Genomic DNA, 20,510 nt, shown 5'->3' on the forward strand with positions numbered 1-20,510 from the left:
CTATTGTGCCGTCTGAGAGCCGTTGCGAGTCTCATCACTCGCTAGCCTGCAACTCTCCCTGTAAACTGCGGGGGTTTTTATCCCCCAATCCTTTCGGAGCCATACATGTCCCGCGTTACCCTTAGTCGCTATCTGATTGAGCAGACCCGCAGCAACAATACCCCTGCCGATCTGCGCTTCCTGATCGAAGTGGTGGCGCGTGCGTGCAAGGAAATCAGCCATCACGTTTCCAAAGGCGCCCTCGGTGGCGTGCTGGGCAGCATGGGCACTGAAAACGTGCAGGGCGAAGTCCAGAAGAAACTGGACGTGATTTCCAACGATATCCTGCTGGAAGCCAACGAGTGGGGCGGCCACCTGGCCGGCATGGCTTCCGAAGAAATGGACAACGCCTACCAGATCCCGGGCAAGTACCCGAAAGGCGCCTACCTGCTGGTATTCGACCCGCTGGATGGCTCGTCCAACATCGACGTCAACGTTTCGGTCGGCACTATCTTCTCGGTACTGCGTTGCCCTAACGAATACCTGAGCCAGAACGAAACCCTGAACGAAAAAGCCTTCCTGCAACCAGGCACACAGCAGGTTGCCGCCGGTTACGCCATCTACGGCCCGCAGACCATGCTGATCCTGACCCTGGGCAACGGCGTCAAGGGCTTCACCCTGGACCGCGAACTGGGCAGCTTCGTCCTCACCCACGAAAACATCCGCGTGCCGGAAACTACCGCAGAATTCGCCATCAACATGTCCAACCAGCGCCACTGGGAAGCCCCGGTTCAGCGTTACGTGGGGGAACTGCTGGCAGGCGAGACCGGCCCGCTGAAGAAAAACTACAACATGCGCTGGATCGCCTCGATGGTGGCCGACGTACACCGCATCCTGACCCGTGGCGGCCTGTTCATGTACCCACGTGACGCCCGCGAACCGAGCAAGCCGGGCAAGCTGCGCCTGATGTACGAAGCCAACCCGATGTCCTTCATCATCGAACAGGCCGGCGGCGCCTCCACCAACGGTTACGATCGCATCCTCGACATCCAGCCAGAAAGCCTGCACCAGCGTGTGTCGGTAATTCTCGGCTCGAAGGAAGAGGTAGAGCGCGTCACCGCCTACCACAAGGAGTAAGTCATGCTCGCACCTTGGCAGCCGTTGCTGGAGTGGTGGTTCGGTTGGGGCACCAGTCCCCAGGCCGTGGCTGACGAGAAGAGCACGCTGTGGTTCGGCAAGCATCATGACGCCGACGCCCATGCGCTGTTTGGCGATCTGGTCGAGCATGCCCTGGCGGGTGGGCTCGACGAGTGGCAGCAAAGCCCGCAGGGCTGGCTGGGCCTGCTGATCCTGCTGGACCAGCTGCCGCGCATGATCTACCGCGACACGCCGCGTGCCTTCGAGGGCGACCGGCGTGCTCAGGTGGTGGCGATGCAGGGTTTGCAGAAGAACTGGGATTACCAGCTGCTGCCGATACAGCGGGTGTTCGTGCTGCTGGTACTGGAACATGCCGAAGTGCTGGACTGGCAGAACCTGTGCGTCGAGCGCTACCAGGTGCTGCTGGACGAGCAGCCCGAAGCCAACCGCCGGTTGTTCGAAGGCTTCCTCGACTATGCCGAGCAGCACCAGCGGGTAATTGCCCGTTTCGGGCGCTTCCCGCACCGCAACCTGGTGCTGGAGCGGCCGAGTACCAGCGAAGAGATGGACTTTTTGCTGGAGCCTGGGTCCAGGTTCTGATTCCAGGGTTGGCGGGATCCTTGTAGGAGCAGCCTTGTGCTGCGAAGTGTCCCTCGCTGCCCATGCATCCCTGTTGGCCTCACCGGCCCTTTCGCAGCACAAGGCTGCTCCTACAGTACGTAGGGGCGGCCTTTTTGTTTGTGCGGGGTAATTCTTTGTGATTAATCGCACAGTAGTGGCCATCCGACCAATGGTGTAGGGGTAGAGGAGGGGGAGCAGGGAACCTGGGAGGGTTTTTACCGTCGAAGGTCACTGCAGGCCACTCGCCTGTATCCCCTCTCCAGGAGTGTCCTTCATGTCGTTGCGTTCCCTCGCCCTGTTGTCGCTGTGCGTCGTTCTGACTGCCTGCAGCAAGATCAATCAGGAAAACTATTCCAAGATCAAGGCCGGTATGAACAAGGCCGAGGTCGAGCAGCTGCTCGGCACGCCGACCGAGTGCTCTGGCGCGCTGGGCATGAGCAGCTGCACCTGGGGGGACGAGAAGAGCTTCATCAGTGTGCAGTACGCGGCTGACAAGGTGCTCATGTATTCAGGGCAGGGTCTCAAATGAGGCGCGTTTATCTGCTGATGGGGGTATGCCTGGCGTTGCTGCTGGGCGGTTGTGCCGGCTCCGTGCACGACCCGCTGGCGCCGAAAACCGCGGGCAACATCGACCTCAAGCGCTACCAGGGCAAGTGGTACGAACTGGCGCGCCTGCCAATGCGCTACCAGACCGGCTGTGAGCAGTCCGAAGCGCACTACAACCTCAGGCTCGATGGTAGCCTCGGCGTGCTCAACCGCTGCCGCACCATGGGTGACGAATGGCTGCGCGCCGAAGGGCATGCGAACATCCAGGAGCCAGGGCACACCGACAAGTTGTGGGTCGAGTTCGACAACTGGTTCACCAAGCTGGTGCCAGGGGTGGCGAGGGGCGAGTACTGGATCCTGTATGTGGATGATCGCTATCGCACGGCGGTGGTCGGCAGCCCGGACCGCAAGCACTTGTGGCTACTGTCGCGTACGCCGACGCTACCAGCCTGGGAGCGCGAGAACCTGATGTCCAAGGCCCGGCAGCAGGGTTATGACACCAGTCGGCTGATCTGGCGCGCGTCGGACCAGCAGATCGTCAAGATGCACTGAATTTCTGGGGGCTGCTTTGCAGCCCATCGCGACACAAGGCCGCTCCTACAGGGGAACGCACATTCCTGTAGGAGCGGCCTTGTGTCGCGATGGGCCGCAAAGCGGCCCCAATAAACTCACCCCAACAGCTGTCGCAACACCTCGGCAAACGCCAGCGCGCTTTGCTCTTCCTGCGCATGCCGCCCCTGGCGCACCACCCATTGCCCATTCACCATCACATCCCGCACCTGGCGATCGCCGCCGGCAAACAGCCAGCGGTTGAGAATCGCATCCCCATCGGCCATGGCTATGTAAGGGTCCTGCCCATCGAGCACCAGCCAGTCGGCGCGCTTGCCCACGGCCAGTTCCCCGACCGCCTGCCCCAGCGCCTGCGCACCGCCCGCCAGGGCAGCGTCATACAAAGTCCGCCCGACCATCGGCTGGTCGCCGCGATACAGGCGGTTACGCCGCTGGTCGCGCAGTCGCTGGCCATATTCCAGCCAGCGCAGTTCCTCCACCACGCTCAGCGATACATGGCTGTCCGAACCAATGCCCATGCGCCCACCATGTGCCAGATAGTCCACTGCCGGGAAAATCCCGTCGCCCAGGTTGGCCTCGGTGGTCAGGCAAAGCCCGGCTACCGCGCCGCTGCGGGCCATTGCGGTGACTTCATCCGGCTCTGCGTGGGTTGCGTGCACCAGGCACCAGCGCGGGTCCACATCCACGTGCTCGTACAGCCACTGCAACGGGCGCAGGCCGCTCCAGGCCAGGCAGTCGTCGACTTCCTTCTGCTGCTCGGCGATATGGATATGCACCGGGCACTGTTTGTCGCTGGCTGCCAGCACTTCGGCGATCTGCCCGGGCGTCACCGCGCGCAGCGAATGGAAGCACAGACCCAGTTGCTGCGCGGGTTGCGCGGCCAGCAGCGGGGCCAGCTGCGCTTGCAGTTGCAGGTACTGTTCAGTGGAATTTATGAAGCGCCGTTGCCCGTCATTCGGGGCTTGGCCGCCGAAGCCTGCGTGGCTGTACAGCACCGGCAGCAAGGTCAGGCCAATGCCGCTGTCGGCTGCAGCCGCGCTGATGCGGCGGGACAGTTCGGCCGGGTCGGCGTAGGCCCTGCCGGCCTGGTCATGGTGCACGTAGTGGAACTCGGCGACCGAGGTATAGCCGGCCTTGAGCATTTCGATGTACAGCTGGCGGGCGATGACCTGCAGCTGCTCTGGACTGATCTGGCCGACCAGGCGGTACATCAGGTCGCGCCAGGTCCAGAAACTGTCGTTGGGGTTGCCGGCGACTTCCGCCAGCCCTGCCATGGCGCGCTGGAAGGCATGCGAGTGCAGGTTGGGCATGCCGGGCAGCAGCGGGCCGGCCAGCCGCTCGGCGCCTTCGGCCGAGGCGCCCGGTTCGATGCGGGCCACATGGCCATCACTGGTGACCTCGATGCGGACATGGCTAGCCCAACCCGTGGGTAGCAGGGCGCGTTCGGCGAAGTAGGCGGACATCGGTGAAAATCCTGTTATTGTTAACTTGTATATACATATACAGGCGTTTGCCTGCCGGGTAAACTGCGGCAAGCTACCGCTCATTCCATTTGCACAAGGATCCAACGCCGTGCCGACACCTCCTGTCTCCGCGCTGGTTGCCCAGATGGGCGAGGGCCCGGCTCCGCTTTACGCCCGGGTCAAACAGATGATCATCCAGCAGATCGACAACGGCAGCTGGCCACCGCATCACCGGGTACCCTCGGAGAGCGAACTGGTCAGTGAGCTGGGCTTCAGCCGCATGACCATCAACCGCGCCCTGCGCGAGCTCACTGCCGAAGGCCTGCTGGTGCGCATGCAAGGGGTCGGTACCTTCGTGGCCGAGCCCAAGGGGCGTTCGGCGCTGTTCGAGGTCAACAACATTGCCGACGAAATTGCCGCGCGTGGCCACCAGCATAGCTGCCAGGTGATCACCCTCACCGAGGAAACGGCCGGTTCCGAGCGGGCCCTGGCCCTGGATATGCGCGAAGGCCAGCGAGTGTTCCACTCGCTGATCGTGCATTTCGAGAACGGCGTGCCGGTGCAGATCGAGGACCGCTACGTCAATGCGGCGATTGCCCCCGACTACCTCAAGCAGGACTTCACCCGGCAGACGCCATACGCCTACCTGTCGCAGGTGGCGCCGCTGACCGAGGGTGAGCACGTGGTAGAGGCAATCCTGGCCGAGCCGGAAGAATGCCGCCTGTTGCAGATCGAGAGGGGCGAGCCCTGCCTGCTGATCCGCCGTCGCACCTGGTCCGGCCGCCAGCCGGTGACTGCCGCGCGGCTGATCCACCCCGGTTCCCGTCATCGCCTGGAAGGACGTTTCAGTAAATGAGTCAGCTGCAGTTGTTGCGTGCGCAGGGCTACCCGCGCATGCCGTGGAAGAACGGTGGCGGTTTCACCGAAGAGATTACCCGCGACAGTGGCGAAGGCCTGGACGGCTTTGGCTGGCGCTTGTCGATTGCCGATATCGAGGAGTCCGGTGGCTTTTCCACCTTCGCCGGCTACCAGCGAATCATCACCGTGTTGCAGGGCGACGGCATGCGCTTGCTGGTGGACGGCCAGGCCAGCCGGCCGTTGCTGCCGTTCGATGCCTTTGCCTTCAGCGGCGAGAGCCAGGTCAGCTGCAAGCTGCTGGGCGGGGCGATCCGTGATTTCAACCTGATATATGCACCGCAGCGCTACCGGGCGCGGTTGCAGTGGTTCGATGGCACCAGCCGTTTGTACAGTTCGGCGTCGACGGTGTTGCTGTTCGCTGCCAGCAGCCAGGTCGAGGTGGGTATTGCCGGGCGTGAGACGCAGCGGTTGGGGTTGTATGACTGCTTGCGGCTGGAGGGCAATGACCAGTTGTTGGGGTTGGATGTGCAGGGGCGGTTCTGCCTGATCGAGTTGGTGGGGCGCTGAGGGGTTCGCCTGTAGTTTTTTGTCGCCTGTAAGATCGAGCGCCGCCCGCGCGGCGCTTCGCGGGGCAAGCCCGCTCCCACATTTGTTGCAACGTGGCCATGTCTGTCAGGCCATAGTTGTCAGCCTTGTTGGTCTGACTCAATTTCTCGGCTGGCGCTGCGGCCGCCTCACCCGTCTCAAGACATGCACCAAGGCAGGCAACCATGGCCTGACAGGTTCGGCACGTTGCAACAAATGTGGGAGCGGGCTTGTCCCGCGAAGCGCCGCGCGGGCGGCGCTCGATCTCACTGGCGCAGAAAGAATCAACGCATGCACCAAGCCATTCAGCGGAAAAGTCCAATTATTTTGGTTGTCCATGCTTGTACATACAAGTAAAGGTGTGTTTGTATATCTACCACGACATACCCGCCCGCGGACGACCGCAGAGGACCTTTCCCGTGACCGACAACAACAAATACCGTGACGTTGAAATCCGTGCCCCACGTGGCAACAAGCTGACTGCCAAAAGCTGGCTGACCGAAGCGCCACTGCGCATGCTGATGAACAACCTCGATCCACAGGTCGCGGAAAACCCGAAAGAACTGGTGGTGTACGGCGGTATCGGCCGCGCTGCCCGTAACTGGGCGTGCTACGACAAGATCGTCGAGACCCTGACCCGCCTGGAAGACGACGAAACCCTGCTGGTGCAGTCGGGCAAACCGGTCGGCGTGTTCAAGACCCACAGCAACGCCCCGCGCGTACTGATCGCCAACTCCAACCTGGTGCCGCACTGGGCCAATTGGGAACACTTCAACGAACTGGACGCCAAGGGCCTGGCCATGTACGGCCAGATGACCGCCGGCAGCTGGATCTACATCGGCAGCCAGGGCATCGTCCAGGGCACCTACGAAACCTTCGTCGAAGCCGGTCGCCAGCATTACGGCGGCAGCCTGAAAGGCAAGTGGGTACTGACCGCCGGTCTGGGCGGCATGGGCGGCGCCCAGCCACTGGCCGCCACCCTGGCCGGTGCCTGCTCGCTGAACATCGAATGCCAGCAGAGCCGCATCGACTTCCGTCTGGAAACCCGCTACGTCGACGAGCAGGCCACTGACCTCGACGACGCCCTGGCACGCATTGCCAAGTACACCGCCGAAGGCAAGGCCATCTCCATCGCCCTGCACGGCAACGCTGCCGAAATCCTGCCAGAGCTGGTCAAGCGTGGCGTGCGCCCGGACATGGTCACCGACCAGACCAGCGCCCACGACCCGCTGAACGGTTACCTGCCAGCCGGCTGGACCTGGGAACAGTACCGCGACCGCGCGCAGACCGAACCGGCTGCAGTGGTCAAGGCCGCCAAGCAGTCGATGGCCGTGCACGTGCAAGCCATGCTCGATTTCCAGAAGCAGGGTGTCCCGACCTTCGACTATGGCAACAACATCCGCCAGATGGCCAAGGAAGAAGGCGTGGCCAATGCCTTCGACTTCCCGGGCTTCGTGCCGGCCTACATCCGCCCGCTGTTCTGCCGTGGTATCGGCCCGTTCCGCTGGGCGGCGCTGTCCGGTGATGCCGAAGACATCTACAAGACCGACGCCAAGGTCAAGGAACTGATCCCCGACGACGCCCACCTGCACCGCTGGCTGGACATGGCTCGCGAGCGCATCAGCTTCCAGGGCCTGCCGGCACGTATCTGCTGGGTTGGCCTGGGCCTGCGCGCCAAGCTGGGCCTGGCGTTCAACGAAATGGTACGCAGCGGCGAGCTGTCGGCACCGATCGTGATCGGCCGTGACCACCTGGACTCCGGTTCGGTGTCCAGCCCCAACCGTGAAACCGAAGCCATGCGCGACGGTTCCGACGCTGTCTCCGACTGGCCGCTGCTCAACGCCCTGCTGAACACCGCCGGCGGTGCTACCTGGGTTTCGCTGCACCACGGTGGTGGCGTGGGCATGGGCTTCTCCCAGCACTCTGGCATGGTCATCGTCTGCGACGGTACCGATGAAGCCGCCGAGCGTATCGCTCGCGTGCTGACCAACGACCCAGGGACCGGTGTGATGCGTCATGCCGATGCCGGTTACGACATCGCCATCGAGTGCGCCAAGGAGCAGGGCCTGGACCTGCCGATGATCACTGGCTGATCGCCACGCTTTGGATCGCACCCCACAAGGGGTGATACTGAACAACAAGAAGGAGCACGCAGGCACTTACAAACGGGCCTGCGGCTCCACGCGATTGGAGTAGTGAAGTGACCGAATTGACCCTCAAGCCCGGCACCCTGACCCTGGCCCAACTGCGCTCCATCCATGCGGCGCCCGTGCGCTTGCAACTGGACGCCAGCGCCGCGCCAGCCATCGACGCCAGCGTTGCCTGCGTCGAGCAGATCATCGCCGAAGACCGTACCGCCTACGGCATCAACACCGGTTTCGGCCTGCTGGCCTCGACCCGCATCGCCAGCCACGACCTGGAAAACCTGCAGCGTTCGCTGGTGCTGTCCCACGCCGCCGGTGTCGGCGCGCCGCTGGATGACGACCTGGTGCGGCTGATCATGGTGCTGAAGATCAACAGCCTCAGCCGTGGCTTCTCCGGCATCCGTCGCAAAGTCATCGACGCGCTGATCGCCCTGGTCAACGCCGAAGTCTATCCGCACATCCCGCTGAAGGGTTCGGTGGGCGCTTCCGGCGACCTCGCCCCGCTGGCGCACATGTCGCTGGTGCTGCTGGGTGAAGGCAAGGCCCGCTACAAGGGCCAGTGGCTGCCAGCCACCGAAGCCCTGGCCGTGGCCGGCCTCGAGCCGCTGACCCTGGCCGCCAAGGAGGGTTTGGCCCTGCTCAACGGCACCCAGGCGTCCACCGCCTATGCCCTGCGTGGCCTGTTCCAGGGCGAAGACCTGTACGCCGCTGCCATCGCCTGCGGCGGCCTGAGCGTCGAAGCCGCACTGGGCTCGCGCTCGCCATTCGATGCGCGCATTCACGAAGTGCGTGGCCAGCGCGGCCAGATCGACACTGCTGCCTGCTTCCGTGACCTGCTGGGCGACTCCAGCGAAGTGTCGCTGTCGCACAAGAACTGCGACAAGGTCCAGGACCCGTACTCGCTGCGCTGCCAGCCTCAGGTCATGGGCGCCTGCCTGACCCAGCTGCGCCAGGCCGCCGAGGTACTGGGCATCGAAGCCAACGCCGTGTCGGACAACCCGCTGGTGTTCGCTGCCGAAGGTGACGTGATTTCCGGCGGTAACTTCCACGCCGAGCCGGTGGCCATGGCCGCCGACAACATCGCCCTGGCCATCGCTGAAATCGGTTCGCTCAGCGAGCGCCGTATCTCGCTGATGATGGACAAGCACATGTCCCAGCTGCCGCCGTTCCTGGTGGAAAACGGTGGGGTCAACTCGGGCTTCATGATCGCCCAGGTCACCGCTGCTGCCCTGGCCAGCGAGAACAAGGCCCTGTCGCACCCGCACAGTGTCGACAGCCTGCCGACCTCGGCCAACCAGGAAGACCACGTGTCGATGGCCCCGGCTGCCGGCAAGCGCCTGTGGGAAATGGCTGAAAACACCCGCGGCGTGCTGGCCATCGAATGGCTGGGCGCCTGCCAGGGCCTGGACCTGCGCAAGGGCCTGAAGACCTCGGCCAAGCTGGAGCAGGCGCGCCAGGCGCTGCGCAGCGAAGTGCCGCACTACGACCGTGACCGCTTCTTCGCGCCCGACATCGAGAAGGCCGTGGAACTGTTGGCCAAGGGGCGCCTGACCGGCCTGCTGCCGGCTGGTGTGCTGCCAAGCCTGTAATGCTCCCAGGGGCCGCTGTGCGGCCCATCGCCGGCAAGCCGGCTCCCACAGATGGAGATGCGACACACCATCTCTGTGGGAGCTGGCTTGCCGGCGATTGGGCTGCAAGGCAGCCCCCCTCGATCTCACGACCACAAAAACAATTTAAGGACGTGACATGCAACAAGCTCAAGGTCTAAAACGCGGGCTAAGTGCCCGCCACATCCGCTTCATGGCCCTCGGTTCCGCCATCGGCACCGGCCTGTTCTACGGCTCCGCCTCGGCCATCCAGATGGCCGGCCCGGCCGTGCTGCTGGCCTACCTGATCGGCGGCGCCGCCGTGTTCATGGTCATGCGCGCCCTCGGCGAAATGGCTGTGCACAACCCGGTCGCCGGCTCGTTCGGCCACTACGCCAGCACCTACCTCGGCCCCATGGCCGGCTTCATCCTCGGCTGGACCTACGCCTTCGAGATGGTCATCGTCGCCATCGCCGACGTCACCGCCTTCGGTATCTACATGGGCTTCTGGTTCCCGGAAGTGGCCCGCTGGATCTGGGTGCTGGGCATCGTCTTCCTGATCGGCGGCCTCAACCTGTGCAACGTCAAGGTCTTCGGCGAAATGGAATTCTGGCTGTCGCTGCTCAAGGTCGGCGCCATCGTGGCGATGATCCTGGCCGGCCTCGGCATCATGGCCTTCGGCTTCAGCCAGGTAGGCTCCGGGCAGGCCGTGGGTGTCAGCAACCTGTTCGACCACGGCGGCTTCATGCCCAATGGCGTGGGTGGCCTGATCGCTTCCTTTGCCGTGGTGATGTTCGCGTTCGGCGGCATCGAGATCATCGGCGTGACCGCCGGTGAGGCCAAGGACCCGCAGCGGGTCATCCCCAAGGCGATCAACGCCGTGCCGCTGCGCATCCTGCTGTTCTACGTGCTCACCCTGTTCGTGCTGATGTGCCTGTTCCCATGGCCGCAGATTGGCAGCCAGGGCAGCCCGTTCGTGCAAATCTTCAGTAACCTGGGCATCGGCTCTGCCGCCGCGGTGCTGAACATCGTGGTGATTTCTGCCGCGATCTCGGCCATCAACAGCGACATCTTCGGCGCCGGCCGCATGATGTACGGCCTGGCCCAGCAAGGCCACGCGCCGCGCGGCTTCAGCAAGCTGTCGAAGCACGGCGTGCCGTGGATGACCGTTGTGGTGATGGGTGCTGCGCTGCTGATCGGCGTGCTGCTCAACTACCTGATCCCGGAGAACGTGTTCCTGCTGATCGCCTCGATCGCCACCTTCGCTACCGTCTGGGTGTGGCTGATGATCCTGCTCACCCAGGTGGCCATGCGCCGCAGCATGAGCCGTGAACAAGTGGCCCAGCTGCAGTTCCCGGTACCATTCTGGCCATACGGCCCAGCCATGGCCATTGCGTTCATGGTGTTCATCTTTGGCGTGCTCGGTTACTTCCCGGATACCCAGGCGGCACTGCTCGTCGGCGTGGTCTGGGTGGTGTTCCTGGTGGCGTCCTACCTGCTGTGGTGCAAGCCGCGCGCAGGGCAGGGCAAGCCAGTAGCGGAACCGGCCGAGCTGCACCGCTAAGTAAAGGAGTCGATGTATGAGAACCGTCTGGCAGCACTGCCATGTGGCAACCATGGCCGAGGGCCGTTACTCGGCCATCGAGGACGCGGCCATTGTCACCAACGCCGGGCTGATCGAGTGGATCGGCCCGCGCGTCGAGCTGGCGTCGGTCGGGGCCGAACGTACGGTGGACCTGGGCGGCGCCTGGGTTACCCCCGGGCTGATCGACTGCCACACCCACGCGGTGTTCGGTGGCAACCGCAGCGGCGAGTTCGAGCAGCGCCTGCAGGGCGTGAGCTATGCCGAAATCGCCGCACAGGGCGGTGGCATCGCCAGCACCGTGCGGGCCACCCGCGCGGCCAGCGAGGACGAGCTGTTCACAAGTGCCCGCCAACGGGTCCAGGCGCTGATGCGCGATGGCGTGACCACCATCGAGATCAAGTCCGGCTACGGCCTGGACCTGGCCAACGAGCGCAAGATGCTGCGTGTGGCCCGGCGCCTGGCCGACGAGTTGCCTCTGGCGGTGCGCGCCACCTGTCTGGCAGCCCATGCCTTGCCGCCGGAATACGTCGGCCGGGCTGATGACTACATCGCGCACATCTGCGATGAAATGCTGCCGGCCCTGGCCGCCGAAGGCCTGGTGAACGCAGTGGATGCCTTCTGCGAACACCTGGCGTTCTCCCCGGCCCAGGTCGAGCGGCTGTTCATCAAGGCGCGCGAACTGGGCCTGCCGGTCAAGCTGCACGCCGAACAGTTGTCGTCGCTGCACGGTTCCAGCCTGGCGGCGCGCTACCAGGCGCTGTCGGCCGACCACCTGGAGTTCATGACCGAGGAAGACGCCATTGCCATGGCAAAAGCCGGCACGGTCGCCGTGCTGCTGCCGGGCGCGTTCTACTTCCTGCGCGAAACCCAGCTGCCGCCGATGGACGCCCTGCGCCGCCACGGTGTGAAGATCGCCCTGGCCAGCGACCTCAATCCCGGCACCTCGCCAGGGTTGTCGCTTCGGCTGATGCTGAACATGGGCTGCACATGTTTCCGCATGACGCCGGAAGAGGCACTGGCCGGTGTCACCGTGCACGCTGCAACGGCGCTGGGCCTGGGCGACAGCCATGGCTCGCTGGAAGTGGGCAAGGTTGCCGACTTCGTCGCCTGGCAGATCGAACGCCCCGCCGACCTGGCCTATTGGCTGGGCGGCGACCTGCCCAAGCGCGTAGTGCGCAAGGGCCACGAAATTTCCAATTGAGTGAGGCACGATGGACAAGGTACTGAGTTTTCACCAGGGGCGCCTGCCGCTGCTGATCAGCATGCCCCACGCCGGCCTGAAACTGTCGCCGGCTGTTCGAGACGGCCTGGTCGAGCAGGCGCGCAGCCTGCCGGACACCGACTGGCATATTCCGCGGCTGTATGACTTTGCCCGCGAGATGGGCGCCAGTGTCGTAGCCGCGGAGTATTCGCGTTTCGTCATCGACCTGAACCGGCCGGATGACGACAAACCACTTTACGTCGGCGCCACTACTGGCCTGTACCCGGCCACACTCTTCGATGGCGAGCCATTGTTCAAGGACGGGCTGGTGCCGACAGGCGAGGAGCGCAAGCAGTATCTGGAGCAGATCTGGCGCCCCTACCACGACACGATTCGTCGTGAGCTGGCACGGCTGCGCGAGCAATTCGGCTACGCCCTGCTGTGGGACGCCCATTCGATCCGTTCGCTGATCCCGCACCTGTTCGACGGCAAGCTGCCGGATTTCAACCTGGGTACCTTCAACGGCGCCAGTTGCGACCCGGCTCTGGCCGAACAGCTGAAAGAGGTCTGTGCCCAGGCCCAAGGCTACAGCCACGTGCTCAATGGCCGCTTCAAGGGCGGGCATATCACCCGGTATTACGGTGATCCGGCCAACCACATCCATGCGGTGCAGCTGGAACTGGCGCAGAGCACCTATATGGAAGAAGCCGAGCCGTTCGATTACCGCGAAAACCTGGCACGACCGACACAGGAGGTGTTGAAGCAGCTTCTGCAGGCGCTGCTGGACTGGGGCCAGGCGCGTTACGGGCGGTGAAGTTCACCGGTGAGAATGGCGACGCGATGCAGGTTGTTCGCGTCGCCAGTCACTACTGCTCAGTTGTTGTTGATTTGCTTGATGGTGAGTTCGCGCAGTAGCTCCCTCTCTTCCTGATCCTTGTCATCTTGCAGGCCTTGCTGCAAGTTCAACTCGTCCTGAAGCGAGTGGTCCTTGCTTGCCAGCTCAAGCACCCGCAGGCGGAAACGTGCTTCTATTTCGGCGAATCGGTCGGCAAATTCGGCTCGCAGACGCGTGGTCCAATCCGTATTCGCCAGCATGTAATCGACCAGTGCATCGCTCAGTTCACTTTTCCGGACCTTCTCCAGCACGCTGGATAGCTCATCGCGCGCCAGGTTTGCAGCACCTCGAAAACGCATGCTGTCGGCGATCGGCAGGTCCAGTTCCTTGGCCAGTTCCCGTCGGTAGGCCAGGCGTACCGATACCCGGTCACCCGTGCCAGTCCGTTGGTTGGCCATCAGCTCCAGCTGTTCGACCCGGAAAAGTTGCAACAGGCGACGACGCAGTGCTTGGAGGGAGTCGCCGGCGTCGATCAACAGGCGTTGGCTCATCAGATACAGTTCAATATTGTTGAACTCCTGCAGCGCTCCATCGTGGCAGGTCTGCGAGCCGGTTGCCGGGTCGGGCAATGCCGCAGCGGCGATGCTCTCCATGATCGGGCGTTCGGTTTCGTTGCTTGCAGCCACCACCAGCATGATGCGTACCCGTTCGCAGAAGGTGGTTCGCGTATTCGGGTCAACGTACGGAGCGGCATTGTGCAGACGGCCTGTCAGACGCAACAGATCGCTGCCTTCAAGCTGCTCCCAACACTCCCGCAATGCTGCATTCTGTGCCTCGTTACCCAGCATCCAGTCCTCCAGCCTGGGCGTATCATCGCCGAGCAGTGGGAAGTGAGGGTGGTCGAGAGATCCTTCGCTGGAAGTATCGAAGAACATCAGGTCGTCGGGGATATCCAGGGCAAAGGAATAGCTGTGCTGGCTGTCCGAGAACGTGCGTACCCGCAGGATGGTTTCAAGAGGCAACGGGTTGTCGAACAAGGCGATCGACGAGATTGGCATGGGATTGTTCAGGTTCGACAGGATGTGCTCGGGCAACTGGGTGATGTTGTTCGAGCTCAGGTCGAGAAGTTCCAGTGGCAGCAAACTGTCACACCAGCTGGGCCAGGCTTGCAGGTTCATGTTGGTCAATGCGAGTGACTGCAGGTTGCTGGCCAGCGATGCGGGCACCCGGTCGATGCTGCCCATGCGGTTGCCCGACAGGTCCAGCGACGTCAGGTTTCGCAGCCCTGCGAAAATGTCGAGCATGGCCTGATCGACCTCAAGGCCCATGTTGCGAAACTCCAGGAAGGTGAGCTGGGGAAGGCGAGCCAAAGCGGATGCCAGCGAGGGCATGGCGGCCTGGTGCTCATCGATGGTCAACCGGCTGATGTTAGGGAACCGGCTGAGTAGTTCATCGAGCTGTGAGGCGCTGCCTCGCAACCGCGTCAGGCTGAGTGCGCGTACACGGGCGCCGAAGAACGCTGGAAGCCGCCTGGGGAAATGTTCGATGGCCACGTCCTCGAGTTGCAGGCGCAGGTAGGACTGGCCCTGCTCCTGTTGTTCCCAGAATTGACCGATCGCTGACGCGATACGTTGCCTGTCTGCTAGCGCGGCTTGGGTCAATGGGTTGCTCGAACTGGATGCCTGGGCCCAGCCATCGATCGCATCGCGCATCTGTCGTCGCTCATCGCGAATGCGTGCGAGTTGTTCGGATAGTGCTTCTGGCTGGTCCGTGGTGATGCCCGAGGTGTCGACGCGCTCGTTCAGCAACAATCGCTGCAGGTGAGATTCATTGATGCTGTTGCCTTCCAGCGAGATCACCGGTGGGGTGGTCAGCATGTCCGCTTCATGAAGCAGGAACGAGGGCAACGACCTGAGATTGTTGTGGCGCAACGACAGATGGGAAATGCGCGCCAGGGCGTCGCTGCCAATCCCGATCGGCCATTGGGCCAGCTGCATCTGGTCCAGGCCCAGGTAGTCCAGGGTCAACTCATGGAAACTTGGCCTGTTGCTCTGCGCCAGCCGGTTACCACTCAGGTCCAGATATCTCAATTGGCGAAGCCCTGACAGCAGGTTCAGGTCGCTTTCGGAGAGCGTCATGTTCTGGTTGGTGAGCACCAGTCGTTGCAACGCTGGCAGGCACTCGGTGATGGTGGGCACGCTGAACAGGAAGGGCGAGGGCGTTGCCCTGGGGTCAAACGCACGGCTGATTTCCAGCGACTCGATCTGCGGCATCTGCCTGAGCAGGCGCTGCAGCAGGCGCTCGTTTTGCGCCCAGCCCGCCAGCGATCCTGACGGTAGGTCGATCAGGCTCAGGCTGCGCACGCGTGTGTTGAAAAAAGCGGGCAAGGTGAGGGGTACGTCGGCAAGTGGGACGCGGGCGATACGCAGTTCGGTCGTGGGCTCTGCACTCTCCTCCAGCGCAGTCTCGTACCAATGTTGCATGATCGAGTCACGCAGGCTGTCGTAGTCGTGGGCTGCCTGGTCGCTTGCCGGCGAAATGGCTTCGCTCCAATCGTCCAGGCTGCTTTGCAGCTCGTTGCGTTGCTCCACCAGCGTCTGCAAATGCTCGAATATCTGCAGCTGTGTACGGCCGCGGCTGGCAAGTGCCAGCAGAATCTGATCTGCCGAGCGGCCGGTGCGTGTGGCGAGCCCTGTGGCTTCGATAGCTTCGAGCAGGCGCTGACGGGTGATGCCGTGGGTGGCCGGGCCGCCGCCACTGAGTGGGTAGCCCAGGCGACCATCGGCCAGACGCATGGGAGAACGGTAGCCGGGGCGTACGGGCTGCATGCCCAGCAGCGCCCTCAGGGCTGGGCGGGGTAGTAACGGGCTTTCCTGTACAAGGCGCTGCAGCGCTTGCTGATCGGTGACGTCCATGCTCGCCATCGCCGCGGGCAGTGCCTCGTACAATGCAGCGTAAAGGCTTGGGTACACCTTGACCGCCGCACTGGGCAGGCTTTCGTCGTGGACGATGTACCCTGCCGGGGCATGGGTGATGGTCGTGTATGGGCGGGTGCCCGGCGTGCCAATGGCATGATCTTGGGTTGGCCAGGACATGCGCTGGAGCAGCCGGAGCCTGGTCTGTGCAGGCCAGCCTGGCAAGCGTTCGAGCGTATGCATGATCAACAGGTCGCTATCCCAGCTCGGCACGCTGGACAGGTACAGCCCTTCGCAGGTGCGGGCAAGGCGAATTTGTTGCTGGTAGACGCGGGCCTCCTCGCCAAGGCGCAGTGGTACCTTGCCACTGTCGAGCATCTGCAGTTCGAGGGCACTGGCCTCGCGTGCCAGCTCATTGGCGACTGCTGATGGCAATTTCGGATACGCCCTCTGGATGGCCTCGGCACCCGGCGCCAGGTCGTGCGAAAGGCCGGCGTAGGCCCTGGCAAACTCAGCGGGCCGAGTGCTCTCGTCCGCCAGCTGGCGGACCGTTTCGTCCAGCTTGAAGCGTTGCAGGGTGTCTTCCAGCAAGGCCGGCAGCCGCTGGCTTTCGGCCAGGGCCCGGCGCAGCTCGTCTTCGTGTACGCCGCTGACGGCGATAATCCGTTGCAGCGTCGGCTCGTCGAAGTGCCCACTCAAGTGGCCGATGCGGCGCAGGAGTGTCATGCCCGACCAACTCAGTGGCTTATCCGTAACGTGCAACCATGCTCCGGCACCGTTGTGCCGCACTGGCGGCTGGTAACGGCGAGGACTTGCAGGGTGTTGCAAACGATATTCGCCAGTCGTTGGCGTTTGGCTGACGATGTACTGATTGCCCTGCAGTACCAGCCAGCGTTTGCCTTGGTGATGCCGTAGGCCCAGTTCGTCCGGTACCAGGTCATGGGGCAGTGTCTCGTGACTCTGGTAGGGTGTGAGGTCGGGTTTCCACAACCGCATCTGACCATCGGATGTTTCCACGACTTCCAGTTCTTCGATAAATGAAGGCGTTTCTACAGGAATGCGGGGTATCCCTGGCTCCTCATCCTCTGGATCTTCTATTTCCGGCCCTTCCGGCGCCGTGCCAGTTTCGCTGCCCTGCGAGCCTCTCAATGCTTTGGCTACTGCGCTGAGGGCGGCCATGACGGCCACGTTTTCGATCACATCGACCAGATAGCCATAGGCAGTATCACGCTCGTCGTTTTCCCAGGCGTCGATCCCTTCATACACCTCATGGGCCAGCTGGGCCAGGCAAACGGCAAGCATTGCCTCGCCAAGCCCCGGCACGAAGAAGCCGGCGATGTTCAAGGCCGTGAGCACACGGCCGGCAATCAGCTCTCGGTGGGCTTGGGCGGTGCGCCGATCGACGATTTCGGTTGGCGTGGCGTGGAACAGCACATCCTTCTCATGACGCTGGGTCTTCTGGAACGTCATCACGCCCTGGAAGGCGTGGCTGAAAGGCTTTTTGACCGGATACAGGGTGGCGTGCGGGTCCGGAACACGTTCATGCAAGCCGCGGACACTCCAGGCGAGGGGCATGAGCCGGTCCTTCAGGCGGGTGGTTATCGGCGCCTTGTCGCGGTCGGCGAGGTGCTTGTCCAGGTATCCGATATCGGCCTGGAGCCTGTCGCGCAACTCTTCGTTCATGGCTTCCTGGCTGGCGAATTCCTTGAGGGGCGTTGTGCTGTCTTCGGGGATGTACAGCGCCACTGCCTGATGCTCTTCAGCTTGCAGGGTGATGAGCACAACGCCGGTCAGCTCGGCTTCCCACAAGTTGAGCAGGCTGAACGTCACCGGCGAAGAGGGCGATGGCGCCTGGTCAAGTGGCGTGGCAAGAGCGGCGGAATATAGCGCCTCGCTGATATCCCCCTTGAGGCGGGCGAAATGCAGGGATTGCCGGAATGCCGAGACCTCCGCACGCCCCAGTGTTTCATAAACGGCCAGTGCGGCTTCATCCGCGCCGAGTGGCGGCGTGGCCGCTGGATAGTAGATGGCATGTACCTGTTGATGGTATTTGCCGCCGATATCCAGCGTACGACACAAATCGGCGAAATCTTCGGCGGCGATATCCAGTGCATTGTTGATCGGCAGGGTGCCCATGAAGCGCCGGTGATCGACTATGACCGACCTCTTGAGCAGGGAGGCGGGCGCGTCCATGCCATGCTCGGCAGCGGCATCCTGGTCGAAGTTGTGCAAGGCGCAGTGCAGCAGCGAGCGTGTAGCCCGGTCGACGGCCTGGCGGCTGTCGATGGCATTGGTCGTTTCGATCTGGCGGGCATCGACGAGGTAGGTGTTGCGCACGTCCAGGTCAAGCCTGAATCGCTGCTTGATGGCTTCGGTGAGTGTCTTGATGCCGTACGCTTCCAGGGTTGGAAGCTTTTCGAACAGCTTGTGCACCTGCACCTGGTGCTCGCGGTGACGTGCGTGCTCTTCCTGCCATGCCTTGGCGACTTCCGGCTGTTGCTGGATTGCCGTCGCCAGCCAGGCAGGGGCTTGATGCCAGTTGCGCATCGCGCTCTGGGTTTCTGGCGGAGCCTGCTTGAGCCAGGTGGGGATTCTGCGCTCGATGGTGGCGTAATGAACACTAGGTGCGGCAGTGACTGCAGTTGGCATGGCGAAGCCCTTGCTTGATTTGGGGCGAGGGACTATCGCGGGCCTGTCTGAGCTGCTGGAGGTAGATATATGTGCCCTCGAGGTGCGGCGGCATCAGCGCGGGCAGTGCTCAAAGCGCAATTCAGGTTTATGATGGCCCACGGCCGAATAATCCTCACACGGAGTGCGCAATGCAGACCCTGTACCCGCAGATCAAACCCTACGCCCGGCACGATCTGGCCGTGGAAGCGCCGCATGTGCTGTATGTCGACGAAAGCGGCTCGCCAGAAGGTCTGCCGGTGGTATTCATCCACGGCGGCCCGGGCGCCGGTTGCGACGCCCAGAGCCGCTGCTACTTCGACCCGACCCTGTACCGCATCATCACCTTCGACCAGCGCGGCTGTGGCCGCTCCACGCCGCATGCAAGCCTGGAGAACAACACCACCTGGCACCTGGTCGAGGACCTTGAGCGCATCCGCGAGCACCTTGGCATCGACAAGTGGGTGCTGTTCGGCGGCTCGTGGGGCTCCACCCTGGCCCTGGCCTACGCCCAGACCCACCCCGAGCGGGTGCATGGCCTGATCCTGCGCGGCATATTCCTGTGCAGGCCCCAGGAGATCCAGTGGTTCTACCAGGAAGGCGCCAGCCGCCTGTTCCCCGATTACTGGCAGGACTACATCGCGCCAATCCCGCCGGAGGAGCGCGGTGACCTGGTCACGGCCTTCCACAAGCGCCTGACCGGCAACGACCAGATCGCCCAGATGCACGCGGCCAAGGCGTGGTCCACCTGGGAAGGCCGTACCGCCACCTTGCGTCCCAACCCGCTGGTGGTCGACCGCTTCTCCGAGCCGCAGCGTGCACTGTCGATCGCCCGTATCGAATGCCACTACTTCATGAACAACGCCTTCCTCGAGCCGGACCAGCTGATCCGCGATCTGCCGAAGATCGCCCACCTGCCGGCCGTGATCGTGCATGGCCGCTATGATGTGATCTGCCCGCTGGACAACGCCTGGGCGCTGCACCAGGCCTGGCCCAACAGCGAGCTCAAGGTGATCCGTGACGCTGGCCACGCGGCTTCCGAGCCGGGTATCACCGATGCCCTGGTGCGTGCCGCCGACCAGATGGCCCGGCGCCTGCTCGACCTGCCCCTGGAAGAAGCATGAGGGGCCTGCTGCAGCGCGTGCGCGGTGCACGGGTGGAGGTAGCAGGGGAGGTGGTCGGTGCCATCGACCAGGGTTTGCTGGTGCTGGTGGCCGTCGAGCCTGAAGATTCCCGTGAGCAGGCCGACAAACTGTTGCACAAGCTGTTGAACTACCGGGTGTTCAGCGACGAGCAGGGCAAGATGAACCTGTCGCTCAAGGATGTGGGGGGAGGTTTGTTGCTGGTGTCGCAGTTCACCCTGGCGGCAGACACCCGCAACGGCATGCGCCCGAGCTTCTCGACGGCAGCGCCACCGGCCCTTGGCGCCGAGTTGTTCGACTATCTTTTGCAGCAGGCGAAGGCCCGGCACGCCGATGTGGCAAGCGGGCAATTTGGCGCAGACATGCAGGTGCACCTGGTCAATGATGGCCCCGTAACATTTATGTTACAAATATGAGGTTAAAAAACCCCTTGTTCACAGGAAAACAAGGGGTTTTGTACGATAAATAGTTGTTCCAGCCTGATGCGTTGTCACGCGACCTGCTGGATAATCGCGCGCTGCATGGACCTGCGTTCGCAGGTTCGTTTCACTCTGACTCGAGTATTGTCTGGATCCGTTTGGGGAATCATTACGCCCTCACGGGGTCCGAACAGTGCTCGCCAACCCGGCATTTGTCGCTGGCCGTTGGTTTCATGATCTGTTTTCGGCGAGGGTTG

15 protein-coding genes are annotated in these 20,510 nt (G+C 63.1%); 13 read left to right on the forward strand and 2 right to left on the reverse strand.

Annotated features, from left to right (window positions below):
* Positions 1-105: 105 nt before the first annotated feature.
* The 4 genes from IMX18_RS26140 to IMX18_RS26155 all read left to right on the forward strand — a co-directional run bounded on the left by IMX18_RS26140 (position 106) and on the right by IMX18_RS26155 (position 2,835).
* Positions 106-1,116: a class 1 fructose-bisphosphatase gene (locus tag IMX18_RS26140; RefSeq protein WP_013974568.1), complete on the forward strand. Its 1,011-nt coding sequence runs from the start codon at positions 106-108 to the stop codon at positions 1,114-1,116.
* A 3-nt stretch (positions 1,117-1,119) separates the two neighbouring features.
* A complete protein-coding gene (locus IMX18_RS26145) occupies positions 1,120-1,716 on the forward strand; it encodes a DUF924 family protein (protein ID WP_013974567.1) in 597 nt (198 codons plus the stop codon).
* Between the two features lie 295 nt (positions 1,717-2,011).
* Entirely contained in the window at positions 2,012-2,266 is a 255-nt protein-coding gene (gene bamE / locus IMX18_RS26150; protein ID WP_003249234.1) for an outer membrane protein assembly factor BamE domain-containing protein, read from the forward strand.
* Positions 2,263-2,835 (forward strand): lipocalin family protein, encoded by a 573-nt coding sequence (locus IMX18_RS26155; protein WP_003259870.1) that lies wholly within the window; start codon positions 2,263-2,265, stop codon positions 2,833-2,835. Before bamE ends, IMX18_RS26155 begins: the two co-directional genes overlap by 4 nt.
* Before the next feature lie 116 nt (positions 2,836-2,951).
* Here the strand turns inward: IMX18_RS26155 and IMX18_RS26160 are convergent, their stop codons facing one another.
* The gene (locus tag IMX18_RS26160; RefSeq protein ID WP_100412990.1) at positions 2,952-4,316 is read right to left on the reverse strand and encodes a formimidoylglutamate deiminase; all 1,365 of its coding nucleotides are present in this window, start codon (positions 4,314-4,316) and stop codon (positions 2,952-2,954) included.
* Between the two features lie 145 nt (positions 4,317-4,461).
* Between IMX18_RS26160 and hutC the strand changes: the two genes are divergently transcribed.
* The 7 genes from hutC to hutG all read left to right on the forward strand — a co-directional run bounded on the left by hutC (position 4,462) and on the right by hutG (position 13,089).
* Positions 4,462-5,172: a histidine utilization transcriptional repressor HutC gene (gene hutC / locus IMX18_RS26165; RefSeq protein WP_013974563.1), complete on the forward strand. Its 711-nt coding sequence runs from the start codon at positions 4,462-4,464 to the stop codon at positions 5,170-5,172.
* Complete coding sequence (locus IMX18_RS26170) at positions 5,169-5,741, forward strand: HutD/Ves family protein (protein WP_217189984.1); 573 nt, start codon at positions 5,169-5,171, stop codon at positions 5,739-5,741. The genes hutC and IMX18_RS26170 overlap by 4 nt, the downstream gene beginning before the upstream one ends.
* Positions 5,742-6,178: 437 nt before the next feature.
* Positions 6,179-7,852: a urocanate hydratase gene (gene hutU, locus IMX18_RS26175; RefSeq protein WP_013974561.1), complete on the forward strand. Its 1,674-nt coding sequence runs from the start codon at positions 6,179-6,181 to the stop codon at positions 7,850-7,852.
* Positions 7,853-7,959: 107 nt separating this feature from the next.
* Positions 7,960-9,492, forward strand: a complete 1,533-nt coding sequence (hutH, locus tag IMX18_RS26180) for a histidine ammonia-lyase (protein ID WP_015272105.1) — start codon at positions 7,960-7,962, stop codon at positions 9,490-9,492.
* A gap of 157 nt (positions 9,493-9,649) precedes the next feature.
* Positions 9,650-11,053 carry an amino acid permease gene (locus IMX18_RS26185; RefSeq protein WP_015272104.1) on the forward strand — a complete coding sequence of 468 codons (1,404 nt, stop codon included), beginning with the start codon at positions 9,650-9,652 and terminating at the stop codon, positions 11,051-11,053.
* 16 nt (positions 11,054-11,069) lie between these two features.
* On the forward strand, positions 11,070-12,275 hold the full coding sequence (hutI, locus tag IMX18_RS26190; protein ID WP_217189983.1) for an imidazolonepropionase: 1,206 nt from the start codon (positions 11,070-11,072) through the stop codon (positions 12,273-12,275).
* A 10-nt stretch (positions 12,276-12,285) separates the two neighbouring features.
* Positions 12,286-13,089, forward strand: a complete 804-nt coding sequence (gene hutG, locus IMX18_RS26195) for an N-formylglutamate deformylase (protein WP_015272102.1) — start codon at positions 12,286-12,288, stop codon at positions 13,087-13,089.
* A gap of 59 nt (positions 13,090-13,148) precedes the next feature.
* Here hutG and IMX18_RS26200 read toward each other — a convergent pair whose 3' ends face one another.
* Positions 13,149-18,674 carry a dermonecrotic toxin domain-containing protein gene (locus IMX18_RS26200; RefSeq protein WP_224765891.1) on the reverse strand — a complete coding sequence of 1,842 codons (5,526 nt, stop codon included), beginning with the start codon at positions 18,672-18,674 and terminating at the stop codon, positions 13,149-13,151.
* Between the two features lie 170 nt (positions 18,675-18,844).
* Between IMX18_RS26200 and pip the strand changes: the two genes are divergently transcribed.
* Together pip and dtd are read left to right on the forward strand one after the other, a co-directional pair.
* Positions 18,845-19,816: a prolyl aminopeptidase gene (gene pip / locus IMX18_RS26205; RefSeq protein ID WP_013974556.1), complete on the forward strand. Its 972-nt coding sequence runs from the start codon at positions 18,845-18,847 to the stop codon at positions 19,814-19,816.
* Positions 19,813-20,250, forward strand: a complete 438-nt coding sequence (dtd, locus tag IMX18_RS26210) for a D-aminoacyl-tRNA deacylase (protein ID WP_013974555.1) — start codon at positions 19,813-19,815, stop codon at positions 20,248-20,250. Before pip ends, dtd begins: the two co-directional genes overlap by 4 nt.
* Positions 20,251-20,510 lie beyond the last annotated feature (260 nt).

The organism is Pseudomonas shirazica (assembly GCF_015168335.1).
In the GTDB taxonomy this organism is placed as follows: domain Bacteria; phylum Pseudomonadota; class Gammaproteobacteria; order Pseudomonadales; family Pseudomonadaceae; genus Aquipseudomonas; species Aquipseudomonas asiatica.